19 protein-coding genes are annotated in these 22,029 nt (G+C 35.7%); 14 read left to right on the top strand and 5 right to left on the bottom strand.

The window, feature by feature from the left end:
- Window positions 1-62: 62 nt before the first annotated feature.
- From ACZ9HT_RS11760 to ACZ9HT_RS11700, 13 genes are all read left to right on the top strand, one after another.
- On the top strand, window positions 63-1,571 hold the full coding sequence (locus ACZ9HT_RS11760) for a TonB-dependent receptor plug domain-containing protein (RefSeq protein WP_476040806.1): 1,509 nt from the start codon (window positions 63-65) through the stop codon (window positions 1,569-1,571).
- A 38-nt stretch (window positions 1,572-1,609) separates the two neighbouring features.
- The gene (locus tag ACZ9HT_RS11755) at window positions 1,610-2,065 is read left to right on the top strand and encodes a thioredoxin family protein (RefSeq protein WP_476040683.1); all 456 of its coding nucleotides are present in this window, start codon (window positions 1,610-1,612) and stop codon (window positions 2,063-2,065) included.
- Between the two features lie 175 nt (window positions 2,066-2,240).
- Window positions 2,241-3,749, top strand: a complete 1,509-nt coding sequence (locus tag ACZ9HT_RS11750) for a TlpA family protein disulfide reductase (RefSeq protein WP_476040682.1) — start codon at window positions 2,241-2,243, stop codon at window positions 3,747-3,749.
- Window positions 3,750-3,825: 76 nt separating this feature from the next.
- Complete coding sequence (locus ACZ9HT_RS11745; protein ID WP_476040681.1) at window positions 3,826-4,128, top strand: hypothetical protein; 303 nt, start codon at window positions 3,826-3,828, stop codon at window positions 4,126-4,128.
- A 129-nt stretch (window positions 4,129-4,257) separates the two neighbouring features.
- Window positions 4,258-5,667: a 23S rRNA (uracil(1939)-C(5))-methyltransferase RlmD gene (gene rlmD / locus ACZ9HT_RS11740; RefSeq protein ID WP_476040680.1), complete on the top strand. Its 1,410-nt coding sequence runs from the start codon at window positions 4,258-4,260 to the stop codon at window positions 5,665-5,667.
- Between the two features lie 28 nt (window positions 5,668-5,695).
- Window positions 5,696-6,220 carry a hypothetical protein gene (locus ACZ9HT_RS11735; RefSeq protein ID WP_476040679.1) on the top strand — a complete coding sequence of 175 codons (525 nt, stop codon included), beginning with the start codon at window positions 5,696-5,698 and terminating at the stop codon, window positions 6,218-6,220.
- Window positions 6,221-6,331: 111 nt separating this feature from the next.
- Window positions 6,332-6,811 (top strand): DUF6452 family protein, encoded by a 480-nt coding sequence (locus tag ACZ9HT_RS11730; protein WP_476040678.1) that lies wholly within the window; start codon window positions 6,332-6,334, stop codon window positions 6,809-6,811.
- Window positions 6,777-7,436: a DUF6048 family protein gene (locus tag ACZ9HT_RS11725; RefSeq protein WP_476040677.1), complete on the top strand. Its 660-nt coding sequence runs from the start codon at window positions 6,777-6,779 to the stop codon at window positions 7,434-7,436. Before ACZ9HT_RS11730 ends, ACZ9HT_RS11725 begins: the two co-directional genes overlap by 35 nt.
- Before the next feature lie 251 nt (window positions 7,437-7,687).
- Entirely contained in the window at window positions 7,688-10,576 is a 2,889-nt protein-coding gene (locus ACZ9HT_RS11720; RefSeq protein WP_476040676.1) for a reprolysin-like metallopeptidase, read from the top strand.
- Between the two features lie 179 nt (window positions 10,577-10,755).
- Window positions 10,756-11,544, top strand: coding sequence for a hypothetical protein (locus tag ACZ9HT_RS11715; protein WP_476040675.1), 789 nt, complete (start codon window positions 10,756-10,758; stop codon window positions 11,542-11,544).
- 130 nt (window positions 11,545-11,674) lie between these two features.
- The gene (locus tag ACZ9HT_RS11710) at window positions 11,675-12,463 is read left to right on the top strand and encodes a DUF6759 domain-containing protein (RefSeq protein WP_476040674.1); all 789 of its coding nucleotides are present in this window, start codon (window positions 11,675-11,677) and stop codon (window positions 12,461-12,463) included.
- Window positions 12,464-12,522: 59 nt separating this feature from the next.
- On the top strand, window positions 12,523-13,200 hold the full coding sequence (gene trmB / locus ACZ9HT_RS11705; RefSeq protein WP_476040673.1) for a tRNA (guanosine(46)-N7)-methyltransferase TrmB: 678 nt from the start codon (window positions 12,523-12,525) through the stop codon (window positions 13,198-13,200).
- Window positions 13,201-13,215: 15 nt separating this feature from the next.
- Entirely contained in the window at window positions 13,216-13,866 is a 651-nt protein-coding gene (locus ACZ9HT_RS11700) for a DUF6759 domain-containing protein (RefSeq protein WP_476040672.1), read from the top strand.
- Between the two features lie 375 nt (window positions 13,867-14,241).
- On the opposite strand, the gene rpsB is transcribed toward ACZ9HT_RS11700, so the two are convergent.
- The 4 genes from rpsB to ACZ9HT_RS11680 form a co-directional block, all read right to left on the bottom strand.
- Window positions 14,242-15,024, bottom strand: a complete 783-nt coding sequence (gene rpsB / locus ACZ9HT_RS11695) for a 30S ribosomal protein S2 (protein ID WP_476040671.1) — start codon at window positions 15,022-15,024, stop codon at window positions 14,242-14,244.
- Between the two features lie 172 nt (window positions 15,025-15,196).
- A complete protein-coding gene (rpsI, locus tag ACZ9HT_RS11690) occupies window positions 15,197-15,583 on the bottom strand; it encodes a 30S ribosomal protein S9 (RefSeq protein WP_476040670.1) in 387 nt (128 codons plus the stop codon).
- Window positions 15,584-15,588: 5 nt separating this feature from the next.
- Entirely contained in the window at window positions 15,589-16,044 is a 456-nt protein-coding gene (rplM, locus tag ACZ9HT_RS11685; protein ID WP_034721149.1) for a 50S ribosomal protein L13, read from the bottom strand.
- A gap of 173 nt (window positions 16,045-16,217) precedes the next feature.
- A complete protein-coding gene (locus ACZ9HT_RS11680; protein ID WP_476040669.1) occupies window positions 16,218-16,550 on the bottom strand; it encodes a hypothetical protein in 333 nt (110 codons plus the stop codon).
- A 126-nt stretch (window positions 16,551-16,676) separates the two neighbouring features.
- Here ACZ9HT_RS11680 and ACZ9HT_RS11675 point away from each other — a divergent pair, with 126 nt between their 5' ends.
- Window positions 16,677-20,057 carry a methylmalonyl-CoA mutase family protein gene (locus ACZ9HT_RS11675; RefSeq protein WP_476040668.1) on the top strand — a complete coding sequence of 1,127 codons (3,381 nt, stop codon included), beginning with the start codon at window positions 16,677-16,679 and terminating at the stop codon, window positions 20,055-20,057.
- 407 nt (window positions 20,058-20,464) lie between these two features.
- Here ACZ9HT_RS11675 and ACZ9HT_RS11670 read toward each other — a convergent pair whose 3' ends face one another.
- The gene (locus ACZ9HT_RS11670) at window positions 20,465-21,691 is read right to left on the bottom strand and encodes a LuxR C-terminal-related transcriptional regulator (RefSeq protein WP_476040667.1); all 1,227 of its coding nucleotides are present in this window, start codon (window positions 21,689-21,691) and stop codon (window positions 20,465-20,467) included.
- Window positions 21,692-22,029: the final 338 nt, after the last annotated feature.

Below are 22,029 nucleotides of genomic sequence, written 5' to 3'. Positions count from 1 at the left end.
AAGGTAAAACCACCGATAATATCATTACCGGAAATGCCTCTTTTGTAAATGAAGACCGAAACATGGGTGTTAGTTTATTTGTCAACAACAGAAATAGAGGACAATATGATGCAAATGGCGATAATTACTCTGAACTGCCGGAATTGAAAGACAATACTTTTGGAGCTAATTTTTTCTTTAAACCGGCCAAAAATCAAAAGCTGGAATTAAGTTTAAGCAGTATTAATGAGTATAGATTTGGAGGAGAAATTGTAGATAAACCGGCTTATCTGGCAAAACAGTCAGAAGAAAGAACGCATAATATTTTAATGGGAAGCGCCGATTATACCATTGGATTTAATGATAATAAAAATTCCTTAAGCTTTTTCTATGGTGGTCAGAAAACAGACCGTAAACATTACACTGGAATAAATCCGGATGATCCCGATGAACTGGCTGTCTTTTTTGCCAATCCTCCTTATGGAACTTCCGACGTAATTACGCATCAGGGGGGAGTTCAGTTTAATAATAAATTTGAAAAGTTTTTAGGTGGAAGTTCAGTCTTAACTGCCGGTGCCGAATATGTTTATGATTCTGTGTTTGATGAGATCCCGACTTACAGATATGAGATTGATCAAACCACGAAAAACTTTGGCGCTTACGTTCAAAACGACTGGGACGTGACGCCAATACTAAACTTTTTGACGGGATTTAGATTAGACAAACACAATTTACTCAACAAAGCGATTTTTAGCCCAAGATTATCTCTACTCTACAAAGGTCTGGAAAACACCCAGTTTAGAGCTGGTTGGGGAACAGGATTTCGCGCGCCACAAGCTTTTGACACTGATCTGCATATTGCTTTTGCAGGTGGTGGAGTTTCCAGAATTACTTTGGGTCCTGATTTAAAAGAAGAACGATCCAACAGTTTTACGGGTTCTATAAATTATGATAAAGCCACCGAGCATTTCATCGCCGGATTTACAGTTGAAGGTTTCTACACCCGATTGAAAGATGCTTTTTTCCAGTTTCCTTTAGGTACAGATGAATTCGGTGATATTTTCGAAAAGAGAAATGGCGACGCAGCTGTTGTGAAGGGAATTACCATCGAAGCGCGTGCAAATTTCGATTATGTGGTGCAGTTAGACGGCGGTTTTACCTTTCAAAAAAGTCAGTTTAAAACCGCAGTTTCAAATGTTGAGGGATTAGAACCGAAAAGAGAATTCCTGCGCACTCCCAATAATTACGGATACGCGACGATCACTTACAATCCCAATAAAAACTGGAATATTAGTGCGAATGGCGTTTTTACAGGAAAAATGTTGCTTGCGCACGTTGCAGGCGAGGGAACGGGACAAAATATTGATGAATATTTTCAGGCGAAATCATTTACAGATGTAGGATTGCGCACCGGACATTCCTTTAATTTCCCGAGCATTAAATCAGGTATCGAGGTATTTGGTGGAATGAAGAATATATTCGATTCCTATCAGAAAAATTTCGACACCGGAAAAAATCGAGACAGTAACTTTATTTACGGACCCAACATGCCCAGAACAGTGTTTGTAGGACTTCGTTTAAAATCCATTTAATTTTTGTTGGTTTGAATCGTTCAGCTTTATTAATTTTCTTGTTTATTATTTTTGGTGGAAATCTTGCTTGCTCGCAAAATCTCACCCAGAAGATCAATTGGATTAATTTTACACAGCTGAACGATTCTTTATTAATTAAACCGAAAAAAGTTTTTGTCAATTTTTACGCGGACTGGTGCTTATACTGCAGAGAAATGGAGCGAACCACTTTTCAGGATCCGGAGGTTATTAAAATCATGAATCAGGATTATTATGCCGTGAATATGAATGTTGAAAGTAAAGAAACTATTGTTTTTGGTAATCAAATATTCACCAATAAAAGGATTAAAAAAGTAAATGCCGTTCACGAAATTGCCCTGCTTCTCGCGAGTAGAAAAGACAAACCATTTTCGCTACCGGCTTATCTTTTTTTTGATGAAAATTTTCAGGCTCAATCCAGGTATTTTCAATTTTTAGATGAGGTCGCCCTTTTAAAGCTTTTACAGAAAGAATAGACATCAAGGAAAATTAAACCTTCCGAAATTGATAAAAAGCCGAATCGATCCATTTATGTTAATTTATACTGAAATAATGATTCCAGCATTTACAAATCTTAACGTTTTATTGTGAATTCATAAGGGATACATTCAAAATAAAACACCTATTTTTGCGGAAATTTAATTATAAACGATGAAAAATTATTTGTTGATGCTTTTCGTTGCGATCGCTACGATCTCATGTTCAAAAAAAGTAGAAGTAAAAGGAAATTTTGCAGGCGGTTCTCCACTGGAAAGGATCGAGTTTGTTGAAGCTTCCGGTGTTGCGACATTGCCACTGGTAAATATGGGTGTTGATGCTAAAGGAAGTTTTTCCGGGAGTTTCGAGGCACCAAAAGATGGAATGTACATTATGTCCTACGCCGGTAAAACGGCCATGATCTACTTAAAAGGTGGTCAGGATCTAAATATTTCAGGACAGGCGAGTAACTTTCCTAATCAGTTTACCATTACTGGTGACGCCAAAAAAAATAATGACTTCCTTCTCGAAGTTCAGAAATTCATTCAAACCTACGCTGCAAAAATCAATGTAGGAGATATGGTTACTAAAAATGAAGCTACCTTTTTAAAAGAAGCGGATAAAATTAAAACCGACATTGATAAAAACATCGATATTGCTGCGAAGAAAACTTCTGCAGACAACGATGTAGTGGAATGGAAAAAAGATGAGCTGCACGCCAGTATTTTGGGTTTAATGAACCAATACCAAATTAACCATCCGCAAGCGACACAGGATGCAGGTTACAAGCCTTCACAAGCTTTTAAGGATGCGGTTGCAAAATTAGACAGCGACAGCGATAGAATGTTAAAATCTCAACCAATTTACCGAAATTATTTGTTAGGAAAATTAAGTCCGGAAATTCAGACTTTCAGTACTGCTAATAAAAAAGGCGATTCCGAAATTCCTTCTTCTATGTTTTCCAGATTCTTAGATACGAAGAAAGATATGCCACAGCTGACCAAAGATTATCTTTTGGCTTACGTTTTAAGTGGTGATATTACGCCCGGCATGACTGCAGAACATTCAACTACTGTGAACAAAATTATTACCGATAAGATTAAAGATGCAACGATCAAGAAAGAATTAGAGCGTCTGGAGTTTGTAATCGGCGGACCGAAAATGGGTTCCGATGTATCAACAGCTAAATTAATTAAAGCAGATGGCAGCGATTTTAAAATTGCTGATGTGAAAGGCAAACCGACATTAGTAATGTTTTACGCTTCCTGGAATCCTTATATTTCCGAAGCGACAATTCCTGTTTTGAAAGAAGTGGTGAATTTTTATAAATCTAAAATGGATTTCACTTACGTGAATTTAGATGATACGAAAGAACAGTTCACCAAAACAAGCAGTGCAATGTTGAAAGGATTACCTGGTAATAATGTTTATGCAGAAGGCGGAGTAAATTCTCAAATCGCGAAGGATCTTGGTCTTTATGGTTTTAAACTACCTTCTTTTGTCATCTTAGATAAGAACGGAAAAATTGCAAGTCGCTTTTTCTCCAATCTTGGTGATCCAGAAATTATTACTGTTTTGGATAAAGTTTCAGGTTTAAAAGCGCCGGCCGTTGCGCCAGAAGCTCAGTTACAGAATGATCTAATGACACCGGAACCAGATCCACAAATGACTCCAGCTAAATAAAAGCTGATCCTTATTATTATATTTCCTGATAGATTATTTCTGTCAGGATTTTTTTTATATTTGGTAAAAATCCGCCATGAAAACAAAATTACTTATTCCGCAAAACATTCTTTTTCCTATCGCTTTATTTGGCGCCATTTTTACCGTTTTTACGTTAAGTTTCGATCTTACGAATTTCGGAATTCCATTGGCTGCAGGAAAATTTGTGACTTTGATTGCAGTGCTTTGTAGTTTTATTACCGCAGTTGTTTTGATTATCGATGTTTTTAAAAATAATGTTCCGGCAAAATATCTTTGGACGTTAGGTCTGCTTTTTACGGGAGGCATCGCTGGTGTGATTTATTTAATGAACCGTAACAAATATGTTATTGAATCTTAATTCAGCAACTTAAAGACTTTTTATAAACAGAATTCTAAAAGTGTAAGATGATTCTAAATTTAAAACAGAGGGCGATTTATCGTCTTTTTTTTATTTTAAAACCTTACTTTTGCGCTCATTAAAAGACCCATGAGAAAGAAAAATAAAAATATAGTTTTAGAAAATATCAGATTGGTTTCTGCAGGTTCGAAAGGGATTGCCGTAGGCAGAACTGAAGAAGGAAAAACCGTTTTGGTTTCTGGCGCAGTTCCCGGTGATCTGGTAAATGTGCGGGTTAAGAAGTCTAAATCAAATTATTTTGAAGCTGAAGCCATCGAAATTTTAGAACGATCTCCGTTTCGTGTGGAGCCAAAATGTATTCATTTCGGCGTTTGTGGCGGCTGTAAATGGCAGAATCTTTCTTATGAGAAACAACTCGACATTAAACAGGACGAAGTTTTCAATAATATTAAAAGAATTGGAGGCGTAGATGATTTTGAAACTTTACCAATTTTAGGAAGTGCGGAACAATATTTTTACCGCAACAAAATGGAATTTTCTTTTTCCAATGCACGCTGGCTGACTCAATATGAGATCAGTTCCGAAGAAAATTTCGGCAACAGAGATGCCTTAGGATTTCATATTCCCGGAATGTGGAGCAAGATCTTAGATTTAAAAGAATGTCTTCTTCAGGAAGATCCTTCAAATGCAATTCGACTCGCAGTGAAAAATTATGCGGTAAAAAATGGTCTGGAATTTTTCGATGTTCGGGAACAAAAAGGTTTTCTAAGAACTCTAATGTTGCGTCAGAACTCAAAAGGCGAATGGATGGTTTTATTCCAGCTTTTCCGCGACGAAAAAGAGAATCGGGAGAAATTATTCGATTTTCTGTTAGCTGAGTTTCCGCAGATCACAACTTTGGTGTACTGTATCAATTCAAAACAAAATGATTCCATTTACGATCAGGAGGTTCAGACTTATTTCGGCGAAGGATTTATTATGGAGGAAATGGATGGTTTGCAATTTAAGATCGGTCCTAAATCTTTCTTCCAGACGAACTACAAACAGGCTTTAGAATTATACCGAAAAACTTTAGAATTTGCTGATCTTCAAGGGCATGAGGTTGTTTATGATCTTTACACAGGAACAGGAACGATCGCGCAATATGTTGCCCGAAACGCCAAACATGTTATTGGAATTGAATCGGTGCCGGAAGCAATCGATGCAGCCAGAGAACATGCAGAGTTGAATGGTTTAACCAACTGTACTTTTTATTGTGGCGATATGAAAGCGATCTTTAACGATGAGTTTTTAGCGCTTCATCCAAAAGCAGATGTATTGATTACCGATCCGCCAAGAGACGGAATGCACCAGAAAGTAGTGGAGCAGATCCTAAAACTTTCTCCCGATAAAATTGTTTATGTAAGTTGTAATTCTGCAACACAGGCAAGAGATATCGCTTTAATGAAAGAGCAGTACAAAGTAGTTAAAATACTTCCTGTTGATATGTTTCCACAAACGCATCATGTGGAAAATATTGCCCTTTTGGTAAAAATTTAAATTCTTAATTTGAATAGTAAATCAACCAATGAACGAAAATACTATTGCCATTCTAGAATACATTAAGGAAAACAAAAAGCTTATAAAAATTACTTTAGCAATAATTGTAATTTTTAATTTATTTCAAATTATTTGGCCTTCTGATAATGATCCTGAATTAAATGATCGATTTCCTTTTATTTTCTATGTTTACTGTTTTTTAGCGGAGTTAATAATATTCACCATCATTATTCTGATCAGTTTTTTAGCAAAACAGAAATATATTGATGCAATTGATATTGTACCTTTTTTTGTGAATGTAATTGTGCAGTTTTTTTTTAATGCTTATTTACTCATAACGCTTAATTCAAAAGTTATACATGGCTACGACATGGGAATTGTGTCGATTCCATTTTATTCTATTATAGGTGCAATTATTGCCTCAATGGCATTTTTGTTTGTGTTTTTACTAATTTCTTTATCTAAAAGAAAAAAATTAATTAAGATTATAATTTCCTTAATTGTTTCATTTATGATAACATACATTTATGAAGTATTTTATCTGCAACGATAATTTATTTTTTAATGATTGTATTGGATGATTTGCTAATGGTTAATCTATCTAATGCTAAAAAAAAATCTTATTTTGCAAGACCAGTTTTAAATAAAAATTAAATAATATTTAATGAAATTTATAAGAACATTTTTACTCGGTTTATTGTTAATTTCCCTTTTTTCCTGTGGAAGTGATGATGATATTTGTATTGGTGGTGAAGCAACTCCCAGAATGAAACTGAAATTTAAAACCAAAGCCAACGGAAAGGATAAAACTTTAGATTCTTTATATATTAATGTGGATTACGGAAACGGACCTGTTTCTGTGGTAGCGACAAAGTCTAAAACGGACTCAGTACTAATTCCTTTGCGTGTTGATGATGTTTCTTTTACAAAAATATTTGTTGGCACTACAAAAACCAAAATAACATCTGAAATAAAAATAAACTACACTACAAAATCCTCTTATGTTTCTCCTGCTTGCGGTATCAAAAAAATATACGAGGACGTAAGTGCAACGCTGGACGTTCCGAATCCTGTCTTAGATGTAGAACAGAATCAAAACCAAATTATTGATGAATCCAAAACTCATTTTTACCTTCTTTTTTAGTGTACTGTTTTCTTTCAGTTTTGCACAGAAGGATCAGGATACCATTGCAAAAAAATGGAAATACGAACCCAATTTTATGGTGGGTTTTGATGTCTTGAATGCGGGTGTTGGATTATTTTCTGACCGCAAACTTTTTCAGGGATTTATCTCCTCCAGAATTTCAAAAAAAATTCATGCAGTCGCAGAGGCAGGTTTCGAAAAAAATATTTATCTTAAAAATGGATATGATGTATCTGTAAACGGGCCTTTTTTGAAGTTAGGCGCCTTTTACATGCTGGCCAATGATAAGGAGAATGAATTGAATGGTTTCTACGGTGGTGGAAAAGTCGGTGCCTCATTTTATCATCAGGAATATAAGGCAGTTCCGGTTCGCGGATTTGGTGGCAGTGAAACATCTGTAGCTTTTCCGCCTTCATCTCAAAGTTCTTACTGGATCGAAGCTACCGTTGGTGGAAGAGTGCAGTTATTTGAATCTCCATTTTATATTGATGTGAATATGCAGCCGCGGTATCTGGTGTTTTCTACCACGCAGGACGAAATTAAACCGATGATTGTTCCCGGTTTTGGCAAAAGCTCTGCAAAATTCAATTTAGGCTTCTCCTGGAATGTTGCCTACCATTTTTAAATAATATAAGTACTATGCAATGAATATTTTATCAATATTTTTGTATCAATTATTTTATAAATACTTTCTTAATTTTTTTTATTCGATTGAATAATTTATAATTTTTAATTGATATCGCTATCAATAATCTATTAATACTTCTTAAGAATTGCCTGATTTTTTTAAAAAATCCCAAAAGTTTTAACATTTTTATTTTGATTGGAGCCTAAAAAAAATCTATTTTTGGGAAACATTTTTAATAAATTAATCTTATGAAGAAAATTTTTACTTCTTTACTTTGCGGATTGATGAGTACGGCGGCCATTGCACAATGGAGCCCGGCATCAATGAAGGGAGAAAGAATCCGGCCGACGTCTAACGTCACGAGTTATTACTCTTTAGACCTTAATGCGTTAAGATCTACACTGGCAAACGCCCAGGAAACAGGAAAAAATGCATCTCCTGTAGAAATTAAATTACCTACCCTTAGCGGAAAAGTTGAAAGATTTGCAGTTTACAGTGCACCTGTAGTTGTAAAATCTCTTGCAGACCGTTACCAGTTAGGTTCATACATTGGAGTAGGAATAGATGATCCTACCGCTCACGTAAGATTTAGTGTAGCACCAAATGATTTCCAGTCCATGTTATTCAAAGATGGTGCTTACGAATTTATTGAGCCACAAAACACTGATAAATCTGTTTACGGAGTTCATCCGAAATCAAATAAAGCAGCAGGTGACAAAGCATTTGTTTGTTCTACCAAAGAAACTTCTCTTTCTAAAAAACAATTAGATCAGTTGTACCAGGACGGAAACGCGTTCACCAACAATCCAAACGATTTTAGCAAAGCATCTGATAAAAAATACAGAACAATGCGTTTAGCAATGTCTGTGAATGGAGAATATACAACTTATTTCGGTGGTGTTGCAGGAGCAGTTACAGCAATTAATGCGACAATTACCCGTTGCAACGGTGTTTTCGAAATGGATTTTGGTCTTCACTTAATTCTACAGGATTTCCCGGAGCTAATTTATACGAATCCGGCAACAGATCCTTATAGTACATTATCCAACTGGAATTTAGAATTACAGCAGACCCTTACCACTACTATTGGTAGTGCAGCTTATGATATCGGACACATGTTCGGAGCTTCAGGCGGTGGTGGAAATGCAGGTTGTATTGGCTGTGTTTGTATCGACCCAACTGGTCCAGGTGTTAAAGCAAAAGGATCAGGTATTACTTCTCCCGCAGATGGTATTCCAATGGGAGATAACTTCGATATTGATTACGTAGCTCACGAAATGGGTCACCAGTTAGGTGGTAACCACACGTTCTCTATGAGTCTTGAAGGTACTGGTCAAAATGTTGAGCCAGGATCTGGTTCTACCATTATGGGTTATGCAGGAATTACAGGAGCAACTGATGTTCAGCCACATTCTGATGCTTATTTCCATATTAATTCTATTATCCAGGTTCAAACAAACCTAATGTCTAAAACTTGTGATATCGAAACTGTTGTTGCTAATAACCCACCGGTTATTACACCGCTACCTGATGTAACAATTCCAAAAAGTACGGCTTTCGTTTTAACAGCGCAGGCGACGGATACAGAAGGTGATCCACTTACTTACACATGGGAGGAAGTTGATAATGCAACTACAACTATTTCTAAAACTAATTTAGGAAACACAACTTCAGGTGCAAGTTTCAGATCAATCACTGGTACTGCAAATGCAACAAGATACTTCCCTAAATTGGCTACGGTTCTTGCAGGTTCTGTAAAAAATGTAAACGAATGGGAGGCAGCTTCTACAGTTGCAAGAGCTTCAAACTTCCGTGTAACGGTTAGAGATAATAATGCAGATGTTAGTCAAAAACAAACGCAAAATGCTTTGCAGAAAGTAACGGTAAGTGCAAACGGACCTTTCAAAATTACTTCTACAAAAGTTTATAACAATGCTTCAGGACCATTAACTTGGGATGTAGTAGGAACAAACGCAGCTCCATTCAACGTAGCGAACGTTAAGATCGATTATACAGCAGACAATGGTGCTACGTGGGTAGTTTTAGCCGCTTCTACCGTAAATGATGGTTCAGAGGATTTCAGTTTTGCAACTTTTGCAACGAACACAGCTCTTAAAGTGAGAATTTCTGCGATCGGTAACGTATTTTACACTATCGCTCCAGTAACAGTTTCTGCAATTGTACCTTGCGACGGAACAGCTCCTGCAGGTCTTGCAGTATCTGGCGTTACCAATGCTGGTGCTTCTGTTACATGGGAAGCAGTTGCTTCTGCAACTTATGTAGTGAGATACAAAAAAGTTGCTGATGCTACATGGACTCAGGTTCCGGTTGCGACAAACAGTTACATGATTGCTGGTTTAGCAGAAGGTACTGCTTATGAAGTTCAGGTTGCTGCGGTATGTTCAGGAACAACTGGATCTTACTCAGCGTCTGTAAACTTTACAACGTTGGTACCAACGTATTGTACAGCTGGTGCAACGTCTTCAAGTTTCGAGAAAATTTCTAATGTAACTTTCGCGGATATTAATAATAATTCAACTGCTACTGTTGGTTACGAAGATTTCACAGCTGTTGTAGGTAATGTAATGAGAAGTACAAATTATAATTTCTCTGCAGACTTTACAGGAAGTTCATACACTAGTGACGAAGTAAGAGTTTGGATCGATTTCAATCAAGATAAAGATTTTGATGATGCAGGTGAATTAGTTTTAATTACTCAAAAAAGTAAAGCACCTTGGATTGGTAATATCGATATTCCTGCTGATGCAATGTTAGGTACTACCAGAATGAGAGTAAGAATGCAGGATTCTTCTATCAGTCCTAACAATACAGCATGTGGAACTTCTACTTACGGACAAGTTGAAGATTACACATTGAGTATTGGAGTTTTAGCAACAGGTGAAAACAACTTAGCAAATGCGGTTCAGGTTTATCCTAACCCAGCTGTTGATGTTTTAAATGTTACCAAAGTTTCTAACAACGCTGATTATGCAATTTATAATATCGCAGGTCAGTTAGTAGCTAAAGGTAAAGTGGAAAACAATAAAGTACAGGTTTCTAAATTACAGAAAGGAGTATATATGATTACTGTTGACAACAACGGACAACTAAACAAAGTGAAGTTTATTAAAAAATAATCATCCTTTTTTATAACTGAATCCCCGGAATTTCCGGGGATTTTTTTTTGATGTTTATTTCGGAAATTTTTTATCCTAAGTATTTAACATTAATTGGTAGTATTTAACCAAAATTTAACCCGCAACACTTTCAATTTTTCTTAGTAATCTCCTAAAATTCGATTATTTTTGCGCTCTATATGAAAAGATTTTTATTGCTTGTTACGTTATTCATTTTAAGTAATATTCAGGCTCAGTTTTTTTCCGGAGATATTATCATCAGAGATAATTCTGTGTACTATCTTAATCAAGTTTATGTCACGAATATTACGGATCAAAAAACGGTTTATACCGATTATTTCGGAAAATTTAAAATTCCGGCAAAAGTTGGCGATGTGATTCGTTTCACTTCGATCATTACAGATCGGGAAGATGTTTTGGTGACGGCAGAAAATATTCAGAATGCCAGTAATTTCGTAGAGCTGAAAGTAGCCTATTACGATATTCAGGAGGTGGTGATCAGCAGATTTAAACCTACAGGAAATCTTCGAAAAGACGTGAGTTCTCTAAAAACCGGAGAGAAAACACTTGCACTCCAGAAGATGATCGGTTTACCTTCGCCAAAAGGGGATGGATTGCCAACTCAACTTCCGGCGGCCGGTTTTTCCGGTGGTGGGCTTACTTTTGGCTTAGACAGTATTTATGATATTCTTTCGGGCGAACGAAAAAAGAAAGAGCGCGCCAACGAATATGAAAAAATGAACGCTGCCATTAGCGGAATTAAAAAATATTATGGAGTGGAATATTTCACAAACATTAAAATTCCTGAAAATTTGATCGATAACTTTTTACAGTTTATTTATACTTCAGAAAATCTTAATCCTTACATTCAGGCCAATAACTACGATGCCGCCGCAATTTATATTGAAAAGTATTTGCCGATCTACCAGCGTAGGTTAAAAAATTCGCATTTAATGGACATGAAATAAGAAGAATTTGAATTTAAAAGTAATTTTCCCGTTCATCATTCATCTAATTTGATGATACCATTTTTGAAATTCCTTCGTTATTAATTTTTGTAATCCTATAGCGTGACTGTCTGCTAAAAATAAAAATTGGATGTTTTCAATCAAAAATATTTTCTTTTTGCTTCTGCTGTTTTCTTTCTGCAATCTTTCTTCTCAAAAAAGGTTAAAGGATTACAGCAACATTCTTCACAGCACCAATATCTACGAAATCGACGCTTATTTACGGGACGCTCATCCCGATGATCCCAAAAGGTCTGTGCTGAAACCGCGCCTCATTAAAATGTTGAATGAGTATATTAAAAATGCGCATCCATCCGATCAACGGGTGAAAGATTTTCAGGAGAAAATTGCATTGCTTAGAAAAAGACCTTCTACCAGAATAAGTTTTGATGAAATGAATGAGATCATTAGGCAGAAACAGATCGCAAAATTTAAAGAAGAATTAGAGAAAAAGGAAGGCAGTACGATTACGTATATCACCAAAGTCTATGGCGATGGTTCTACGCCAAATACTGCTACAAGTTTCGGAAGTTATGTAGATACGGAAGCAGATGAGTTCGCCATGCTGCTTTCTGTAAATCCCATTGAACATAAAAATAACACCGTTAAAATTTTAAATTCTCTATTTGATAATGATCCCAACAGCAAAGAAAGCATTGTGATGATCGAAAACAAATCGGACTGTAATATGATCATGAGAATTGAAGGCGTTGGGAATACAAAATACCGCTTGGCAATTCCCGGACGCGCTCAGAATACAGTGGTTGTGGCAAAAGGCGATTATTTATTTTCCAGTATCGTTTGTGGCGCGCAGTACGCTTCTCAAAAAACCGTGCAGAAGGCGATTATGGTTTCTTTAGGCGATTCGCCTTCAAAATAAATTAAAAAACACGTTATAGTCTGCAATTATGATTATTTTTGCACGATTTTAAATTAGCAATGGGTAAAAATAAACAGGCAAGATTCGACGAAAATAAAATTCTCCCCAACGTATTCCAACCAACCAGAGCGGAGGCTATGGAAGGATTCAACATGAAAGGGAAATGGAGAAGTGAAGTCTTTAAAAATAATAATCCTATCGTTTTAGAACTGGGCTGTGGAAAAGGAGAATATTCTGTAGGTCTAGCAAAAGCGTTTCCGGAGAAAAATTTTATCGGCATCGATATTAAAGGAGCCCGATTTTGGTTTGGCGCCAAAGAAGCTATCGAAAAGAATTTAACGAATGTCTCTTTTCTTCGGACTCAGATCGAACTTGTTGATCATTTTTTCGAGACGGATGAGGTTGATGAAATTTGGATCACCTTCCCGGATCCGCAGATCAAATATAGGAGAACGAAGCATCGGATGACCGGTCCGGAATTTTTAGAAAGATATCAAAAGATCTTAAAAAAAGATGGGATCATGCATCTTAAGACTGATTCAGAATTTCTGCACGGATATACTTTGGGCTTGCTGGAAGGTTTGGGTCATGAAATTCTTTTCGCAAACCACGATATTTATGGCGCACCGGAATTTGATCCGGAAACACCACTTTTACGGGAAATTAAAACCTATTACGAAGGATTATTTTCTGCGAAAGGAAAAACGATTACCTATATCAAATTTAAAATCAAATAATACGTTTACTCCTTAATGAAAAAAGTAGTTCTTGTTCTAACGGTTTTTAGTGGTCTGACTTTTTCTGCCCAGAAAAAAGATAAAGACATTTTAAGAAGCAGCAATATTAAGGAAATCGAAAATTTCTTAAGAGTAGCGCATCCCGATGATCCCAGAAGAACAGTATTAAAACCGAAGCTCATCGCCCTTAAAAATTCCACCTGGATGAAGAGCGGCAATTCCTCTTTCTCTTCTTTGAAACCTATTGTCCTGGAAATTCCCCGAAGCGTAGTAAATCAAAGAAATACAGAAGAGGCTGAAGAATTTCGAAAACTCATAACTGAAAATTCAGGCAACCATCAGGATAAAACTGTTAAATTACTGAATCAGCTTTTCAATAACGATATCACAAACAGAGAGGCCATTCTGTTGATGCAGAATAATTCAGACTGCAACATGATCGTAAGAATTCAGGGCAAAGAGTTTTATAATCTGGCAGTTCCGGCACACGGCGAAAATTCTGTGGTGATTAAAAAAGGAGATTATCAGTTAAGCAGTAATGTTTGCGATGCAAAATACACCGCTACGAAAAATATCGCAAAAAATATGCTCGTTATTTTGAATAAACCTGTAATTAATCTACAGAATAGTGCTTACGCACAAAGTAAAAACGGTGCTTCTAATTAAATTAAAGATAAAATCTCTGTCTTTTTGTCCTGGGAAATAGATGTTTTTAAAACTATTTGATTAAGTAATTAAAATCAAAATTGCCATATTCATTGGTTCTTTTTGCAGAGCAGTAAATAATTTACAAATTATTGCACGTGGTTTTCTGTATTATAAATGTTTATTGAATTTTTTACTGAAGAATAAATTCAAAGCTTTTATAAAAAGAACGAGGTAGATCTGTCCGACTCCAATCGACGTATCAAGCCTTTCAGATTAGAAATTTAAAAAGATCAGATGCAGACTCTTTTTTTTAAGTTGAGAATGTTGAGATTTGAAGTAAAAAAAAGGTTCAGAAAGTAAATTCTGAACCTTTTTTATATTGAAGATTAAATCTTATTCTGCTGCAGTTGCAGGAGTTTCTGAATCGAAATCTGCATCAGCATCAGCTGAAACTTTTTCTCCTTCTTCTTTAGATTTTTCTTTGTCTGCTTTTCTTTGAGATAAACCGTCTTTGATAGAAGCTGAAACAATGCTCAACAACATATCAATAGATTTAGATGCATCATCATTCCCAGGAATCACGTATTCCACTTTTCTAGGGTCAGAGTTTGTATCAACGATTGCAAAAATTGGAATTCCCAATTTTTTAGCCTCAGTAATAGCGATGTGTTCTTTCATAATGTCAACAACAAAAAGTGCTGATGGTAAACGAACCATGTCAGAAATTGAACCTAAATTTTTCTCCAGGTTTGCTCTTTGACGATCAACCTGTAGTCTTTCTTTTTTAGATAAAGTTTCGAAAGTACCGTCTTTCTTCATTTTATCAATATGGTTCATTTTCTTAACCGCTTTACGAATGGTAACAAAATTTGTTAACATTCCTCCAGGCCATCTTTCAGTAATATAAGGCATATTAAGTTCTGCTGCATATTTCGCTACAACTTCTTTTGCTTGCTTTTTAGTTGCAACAAAAAGAACTTTTTTACCTGCAGAAGTAATTTTTTCCAAAGCAACACAAGCTTCGTCTAATTTTACTGCCGTTTTATGTAAGTCTACGATGTGAATACCGTTTTTCTCCATAAAAATGTATGGAGCCATATTTGGATTCCACTTTCTGGTCATGTGACCAAAGTGTACTCCTGCCTCTAAAAGGTCTTTAACATTTGCTTTTGCCATGTCTCTTTTTTGTTTTTAGTTTACGTGCCGCTTTATGCAATCAACGATTTCTTTGATGGGAGAAATGTTTGGGTGCTAAACTAACGGGGCATTTTGATTAATAAAAAATTTTTTAGAAAGAGGATTCAAGATAAAATCTCTGATCTCTTGTCCCAAAATCTCACGTCTAATATTAACGTTTGGAGAATTGGAATTTCTTTCTTGCTTTTTTCTGACCTGGTTTTTTTCTTTCAACCATTCTTGCGTCTCTTGTAAGCAATCCGTGTGGCTTTAAAAGCAAACGGAATTCTTCGTTGATTTCGCACAATGCTCTGGAAATTCCCAGTCTGATCGCTTCAGCCTGACCAGTAATACCACCACCAAAAACATTCACAGTTACGTCATATTGACCTGCTGTTTCTGTTAATAAAAATGGTTGATTCACTTTGTAAACCAAAACGTCAGTTCCAAAGTATTCCTTAGAATCCTTTTTGTTTATCGTGATTACACCAGAACCTGGTCTCACGTAAACTCTTGCAACAGAAGTTTTTCTTCTTCCGATTTTATGAACTATTGACATATTAATTATTTGAATTCGTTAATATTAATTACTTTCGGCTGCTGAGCTTCATGTTTATGTTCAGTTCCTTCATATAAATAAAGGTTCTTAAACAATTGATTCCCTAATTTAGTTTTTGGAATCATTCCTTTTACGGATTTTTCCAATACTTTCAAAGAATCTTTCTTTTGAAGTTCGAGCGCAGTCATTGACTTTTGACCACCTGGATACCCAGTATGCCAAATGTAAGTTTTGTCAGCCCACTTGTTTCCAGAAAGGGTAATTTTTCCAGCATTCAAAACGATTACATTGTCTCCGCAGTCTGCGTGAGGTGTAAAATTCGTTTTGTGCTTCCCTCTCAAAATCTTTGCAACCTTAGAAGCTAATCTTCCTAAAGGTTGTCCTTCAGCGTCTACCACAACCCATTCTTTGTTAGCGGTAGCTTTGTTAGCTGAGACGGTTTTGTAACTTAATGTATTCACACTTTTTTCGTTTACGATTAAACATAATTTTCCCCAAAACGGGTGCGCAAAGGTATGAATTTTTTTTCTATCTGAAAATGTTTTGGGTAAGATTCTTCCAGGGATTTGTAATGTAATTTCTTATACTGAATTTTTATAACTACATAACCTTATTATAAATCATTCCGAATATCCTATTTACGCAGTGATTTTGAAGGTTTAAAGCTGGCAATCAAATAGTACGCAACAAAGACCATCGAAAATTTAATTATGGAAGGTACCGCCAGTTCAAAATTGAAAATTAAGGTTCCAATAATGGCTAAAATTCCCATTGCTAAAAACGAGATTGAAAATTTCTGCATAAGCGAAAACTTCACGTCATCTAAGAAATAGGCAATTCCCCAGGCTAAACCAAATGAAAATCCATAATATAGATCCAGTTCCCAGCCCTGGCTTCCTAAAAGAAAATAATTCAATAAAAAGCTGATGGCTGTTCCGGCCAGAAAATAGAGTATGGCTCTTTGCATTTTGTAAAGTTTCGGGCAAAAATAGCCAAAAAGACAGAACAATAAAAGGATTTAAAAAGCAGCGGTAGTTTTTCTTTTCCCAAAATTTCAAAAATCCTTACCTTTGGGAACAATCGAAATGTTATTATGGTACAAGAAAAATATACGCCCAAAAATAAAGTAAGAGTCGTTACAGCCGCCTCTTTGTTTGATGGTCACGACGCTGCAATTAATATTATGCGTCGAATGATCCAGTCGACCGGAGCCGAAGTGATTCATTTGGGTCACGATAAATCTGCGAAAGAAGTGGTTGACTGTGCGATTCAGGAAGATGCAAATGCAATTGCGTTAACGTCTTATCAAGGTGGTCACAACGAGTATTTTAAATATATCTACGATCTTTTGCGCGAAAAAGGTGCGCCCCAAATTAAGATTTTCGGTGGCGGAGGCGGAGTAATTCTTCCCGAAGAGATTAAAGAATTAATGGAGTATGGCATCGACCGTATATATTCTCCGGATGACGGCCGTGAAATGGGACTTCAGGGAATGATCAATGATCTGGTGCAGAAATCTGACTTCGCAACCGGAGAGAAAATTGAAGTTTCTGATTTAGATAAAATTAAATTTGAAGATTCTAAATCCATCGCTGAAGTTATTTCTGCCGTAGAAAATTTCTCCGATGAAAAGCCAGAACTGGTAAAAGCCATCGATGAAAAAGCAAAAGACTCTAAAATTCCCATTATCGGAATTACAGGAACTGGTGGTGCCGGAAAATCTTCTTTAACCGATGAATTGGTTCGTCGTTTCTTACGGTCAAATCCTGAGCAAAAAATTGCAATTGTTTCTGTCGATCCTTCTAAAAAGAAAACGGGTGGAGCTTTGTTAGGAGATAGAATCCGAATGAACTCAATTAATGATCCGCGTGTTTATATGCGGTCGATGGCGACTCGTGAGAATAATGTTTCCGTTTCCAAGTTTATTCATTCTACTTTAGATATTTTAAAACTCGCAAAACCCGATGTCATCATTTTGGAAACTTCCGGAATTGGACAATCCGGGTCTGAAATTACAGATATCGCTGATGTTTCTATGTATGTAATGACGCCGGAATATGGAGCTTCCACTCAATTGGAAAAAATCGACATGCTGGATTATGCAGATCTAATTGCTTTAAATAAATCCGACAAACGTGGCGCTTTAGACGCGTTACAGGCCGTTCGGAAAACATATCAAAGAAATCATGTTGCGTTTGATCAACCTTTAGAGGCAATGCCGGTTTTCTCAACAAAAGCCAGTCAGTTCAATGATTACGGAACTACAGAACTCTATAATGCCTTAATTAATAAGGTCAACGAGAAACTTCAGGAAACTCAGGGTGAAAATGCGCCAAAATTTAAAGAGTTCGTAGAGCAAAATGTTTCTGATGATATTACGGTGATTCCCGCAAAACGGGTGCGATATCTTTCAGAAATTGTAGAAAGCAATCACGCTTACGACAAAGAAGTAGAAAATCAAGCCTTAATTGCGAAGAAAATGTACTTGCTGGATGGTGCGAAAGTTTTAATCACCGATGATCAGCATACGGTAGATAAATTAGAGAAAGTTTTCCTTAAAACGAAAAAAGAACTTTCCGAAGAAAATATTGCCTTCTTAAAAGGATGGCGTCACTTTAAAGAAGAAATGGCAGAAGATGCGTATTCTTATTTCGTACGTGGAAAAGAAATTAAAGTAGAAACGAAATACGAATCTTTATCCCATTTGAAAATTCCAAAACTTGCCTTGCCGAAATTTCAGGATTGGGGCGATCTGTTACGTTGGAAAGGTCAGGAAAATGTTCCCGGACAATTTCCTTACACCGCAGGATTATTTCCGTTCAAAAGAACTGGTGAAGATCCAACCAGAATGTTTGCGGGTGAAGGCGGACCGGAAAGAACCAATCGTAGATTCCATTATGTTTCTGCAGATATGGATGCCAAACGTTTGTCAACCGCTTTTGATTCTGTGACCTTATATGGGCAAGATCCCGCTTTTCCACCAGATATTTACGGTAAAATCGGAAATGCCGGAGTTTCAATTGCGACCTTGGACGATGCTAAAAAACTGTATTCTGGTTTTGATCTGGTAAATGCCATGACTTCCGTTTCCATGACGATTAATGGACCTGCGCCGATGATCTTAGCGTTTTTTATGAATGCTGCTATCGATCAGAATGTAGAAAAGTATTTGTCTGAAAATAATCTCTGGGAAAAAGTTGAAGCGCAGTTAAAAGCAAAATTCGATGATCAAGGTTTGAAAAGACCCGCTTATGAAGGCGAACTTCCAAATGGTAATAACGGTTTAGGTTTAAAATTATTAGGAATTACGGGTGACGAAGTGATCGATGCTGAAACCTATAATAAGATCAAAGCAGAAACGATCGCGACTGTTCGTGGAACCGTTCAGGCAGATATTTTAAAAGAGGATCAGGCACAAAACACCTGTATTTTTTCTACTGAATTTGCTTTGAGATTAATGGGTGATGTTCAGCAATATTTCATCGATGAGAAAGTGAGAAACTTTTATTCGGTTTCAATTTCCGGATATCACATTGCAGAAGCAGGTGCAAATCCAATTTCTCAGTTGGCGTTTACTTTGGCAAATGGATTCACTTATGTAGAATATTATCTGAGCCGCGGAATGAACATCAATGATTTCGCACCGAATTTATCCTTCTTTTTCTCCAACGGATTGGATCCGGAATATGCCGTAATCGGACGTGTTGCTAGACGAATCTGGGCAAAAGCCATGAAGCTTAAATACCACGCGAACGAAAGATCTCAAATGTTGAAATACCATATTCAAACTTCCGGAAGATCTTTGCACGCGCAGGAAATTGATTTTAATGACATTCGAACAACCTTGCAAGCTTTGTATGCGATTTACGATAACTGTAATTCTCTTCACACCAATGCTTATGACGAAGCAATTACGACTCCGACTGAAGATTCAGTTAGAAGAGCAATGGCGATTCAGCTCATCATTAATAAAGAATTAGGTTTAGCGAAAAATGAAAATCCATTACAAGGTTCATTTATTATTGAAGAATTAACCGATTTAGTAGAAGAAGCAGTTTATACTGAATTCGACAGAATTACCGAAAGAGGCGGCGTTCTGGGTGCAATGGAAACCATGTACCAACGTTCAAAAATTCAGGAGGAAAGTATGCATTACGAAATGTTGAAACATACAGGTGAGTTTCCAATTATCGGGGTAAATACCTTTTTAGGAAAAGATGGTTCCCCAACGGTTCGTCCGGGTGAAGTTATTCGTTCTACGGAAGAAGAAAAGCAGGTTCAAATTAAAAATTTAGAAAATTTCCAGAAATCTCACGCTGACAAAAGCGACAATATTTTGAAAGATCTGCAAACTTCCGCCATCAATCAGGAAAATTTATTCGCAAAAATGGTGGAAGCCGTGAAATACTGTTCACTTGGACAAATCACCAATGCTCTATTTGAAGTTGGCGGAATGTACAGACGGAATATGTAGAATTTTAATATCTGCAAATAAAAATAGGATCGAGTTAATTATTCTATTATTAAATACGAAAACTCCGGCGGAATCCGGAGTTTTCTTGTATTAGATCATCATTTGTGTTTTGAAAAATCTAAAAAATTAAATTATACTTTGTTAAGTTTTGTATAGAATGAAATGATTTGAATTACCGATGATTTATTTTAAGGAAAGTTGTTTTTGTAAACTCTCACTTTTCATAGATCCATGCAACATTAAAAAATTTTAAATGATCATTTTTAATTGACCATGATCTTCTTAGATCCCGATGCAAAAATGAAGATAATAGTCTTACAGAACATTATCCTTTGGGGTAGTTTTCTAATTTAAGCATAAAACTACCTCAAAGGGTAGTTTTAATATTTTTGTTAATACTTTAACAATTAGTTATTTAGCTTTCGAAAAAGATCTTTTCTGTTTTTTAGGTCAAGAAGTTCATAGATGTTTTTAATATGATATTTTACGGTATTCTCAGAAATAAATAATTTTTCAGCGATCTCCCTGTTTGTAAAACCTTCAGAAATTAATAAAAGTAAACTCTTTTGTCGTTCATTTAAAAGCTGAGAATTAAGAATATTGTCTTCGGATATTTTGTGCGGAGATTGTTGTTCCGAATATTTTTCCAAAACCTCTTTCATCGCAATATTATCTTCTTCAATCCGGTCTTTTTGCGTTTTATATCTAGAAGATTTTCGGTAAAAATAAACGCCAATTCCTAGAAGTATCAATAAACTAACAGTCGCGAAAAGTAAGAGTTTGTAAAAATTACTGGTGTTTTCATCATTTTTCTCTGCCAAAAATTCCTCGCTTTCGAGATGCATGCTTGAGATGTTTTTATCTTTATTCTCGAGTGATTTCAGCGTTTCCAACTTGTTATCATATAAAAATGCTAAATCTTTGTTGTTATTCTTTTGATAGATTGATTTGATTTCTTCGGTAGCGTAAATTTTATATTTGAGGATCTTGCAGGAATCTGCCAGTTTCATTGATCTTGTATAGATTTCATTTACCGCAGAAAATTTTTCAAGTTTACCATAAAGTTGCATCTGTTTTACCAGAATCACAGGCTGATTGCAGGGTGAAACTCTTTTCAAAAGACTTAATGATTTATTGTATTCAATCTCTGCAGCGTCATATTTCTCATTTAAAAAATAAATATAACCTTGTTGCATAACGATATATGCCTTGTCGTTTTCATTTAAAAAAGAGAAATTTCCAGCGTATATCTTTTTAATGATCTTTTCTGATTCTTGATAATTATTATTATCAAAATAAACAAAGGCCATCTCAGCATCGATATTCATTTTTAAAGAATCAACGTCATCCAGTTTTCTCGATAGATTCTTCGCTTTTTGTAATTGGCTAACTGCTGCACCATAATCGCCAATACTTCTGAAAGTAGATGTCACAAGAAGATTTAATTTAATTTCATCTTTTATTGACAGGTCATTACGATGTAAAATTTCTAACAGTTTTCTCTGCGAAATTTGATGTTTTCCTTCTCTGTTATATTGATCAATCTCGTTTTTTAGTTTCCCAAAATTAACTTCCTGCCCATAGAATATAGAAGCGAAAAGTAATAATATAAACAGTAATTGATCTTTTTTCATAAATTTAGAATGTGTAAAAATAAATTATTATCTTTAATAGTTCAACAAAGAAATGGATTACAGCTGTTTTTTTTTATGATCAGAATATGATGTTAAATTTCGTTAAATCAGCTATTTAATTTACTTTTCTGGAAAATGATTTTTATCTTTAGAACCTAATCTTTTAATACTATAAAATTATGGAAAATACCAATTGTACCTGTAATTGCGGAAGTTGTCAATCAGGAGAATGTAAAAATTGCTCTTGCACGAACTGCAATTGTAAAGGTTGTACTTGCGATAAGTAAATCCTTAAAAGGGACAGACTATTAAAAAGGACTTTAAAATCTCTCAAAATA

This window comes from Chryseobacterium sp. UYP7, assembly GCF_056279225.1.
This window is presented reverse-complemented; position numbering and strand designations above follow the sequence as displayed.

Bases quoted from the DNA above. Each gene is read 5' to 3' on its own strand.
- rlmD (WP_476040680.1), top strand. From the start codon at position 4,258: ATGAGAAAGAAAAATAAAAATATAGTTTTAGAAAATATCAGATTGGTT.
- ACZ9HT_RS11735 (WP_476040679.1), top strand. From the start codon at position 5,696: ATGAACGAAAATACTATTGCCATTCTAGAATACATTAAGGAAAACAAA.
- ACZ9HT_RS11745 (WP_476040681.1), top strand. From the start codon at position 3,826: ATGAAAACAAAATTACTTATTCCGCAAAACATTCTTTTTCCTATCGCT.
- ACZ9HT_RS11680 (WP_476040669.1), bottom strand. From the start codon at position 16,550: ATGCAAAGAGCCATACTCTATTTTCTGGCCGGAACAGCCATCAGCTTT.
- trmB (WP_476040673.1), top strand. From the start codon at position 12,523: ATGGGTAAAAATAAACAGGCAAGATTCGACGAAAATAAAATTCTCCCC.
- rpsB (WP_476040671.1), bottom strand. From the start codon at position 15,024: ATGGCAAAAGCAAATGTTAAAGACCTTTTAGAGGCAGGAGTACACTTT.
- ACZ9HT_RS11730 (WP_476040678.1), top strand. From the start codon at position 6,332: ATGAAATTTATAAGAACATTTTTACTCGGTTTATTGTTAATTTCCCTT.
- ACZ9HT_RS11760 (WP_476040806.1), top strand. From the start codon at position 63: ATGGGTGTTAGTTTATTTGTCAACAACAGAAATAGAGGACAATATGAT.
- ACZ9HT_RS11725 (WP_476040677.1), top strand. From the start codon at position 6,777: ATGAATCCAAAACTCATTTTTACCTTCTTTTTTAGTGTACTGTTTTCT.
- ACZ9HT_RS11670 (WP_476040667.1), bottom strand. From the start codon at position 21,691: ATGAAAAAAGATCAATTACTGTTTATATTATTACTTTTCGCTTCTATA.
- ACZ9HT_RS11720 (WP_476040676.1), top strand. From the start codon at position 7,688: ATGAAGAAAATTTTTACTTCTTTACTTTGCGGATTGATGAGTACGGCG.
- ACZ9HT_RS11715 (WP_476040675.1), top strand. From the start codon at position 10,756: ATGAAAAGATTTTTATTGCTTGTTACGTTATTCATTTTAAGTAATATT.
- ACZ9HT_RS11700 (WP_476040672.1), top strand. From the start codon at position 13,216: ATGAAAAAAGTAGTTCTTGTTCTAACGGTTTTTAGTGGTCTGACTTTT.
- ACZ9HT_RS11750 (WP_476040682.1), top strand. From the start codon at position 2,241: ATGAAAAATTATTTGTTGATGCTTTTCGTTGCGATCGCTACGATCTCA.
- ACZ9HT_RS11675 (WP_476040668.1), top strand. From the start codon at position 16,677: ATGGTACAAGAAAAATATACGCCCAAAAATAAAGTAAGAGTCGTTACA.
- ACZ9HT_RS11710 (WP_476040674.1), top strand. From the start codon at position 11,675: ATGTTTTCAATCAAAAATATTTTCTTTTTGCTTCTGCTGTTTTCTTTC.
- rpsI (WP_476040670.1), bottom strand. From the start codon at position 15,583: ATGTCAATAGTTCATAAAATCGGAAGAAGAAAAACTTCTGTTGCAAGA.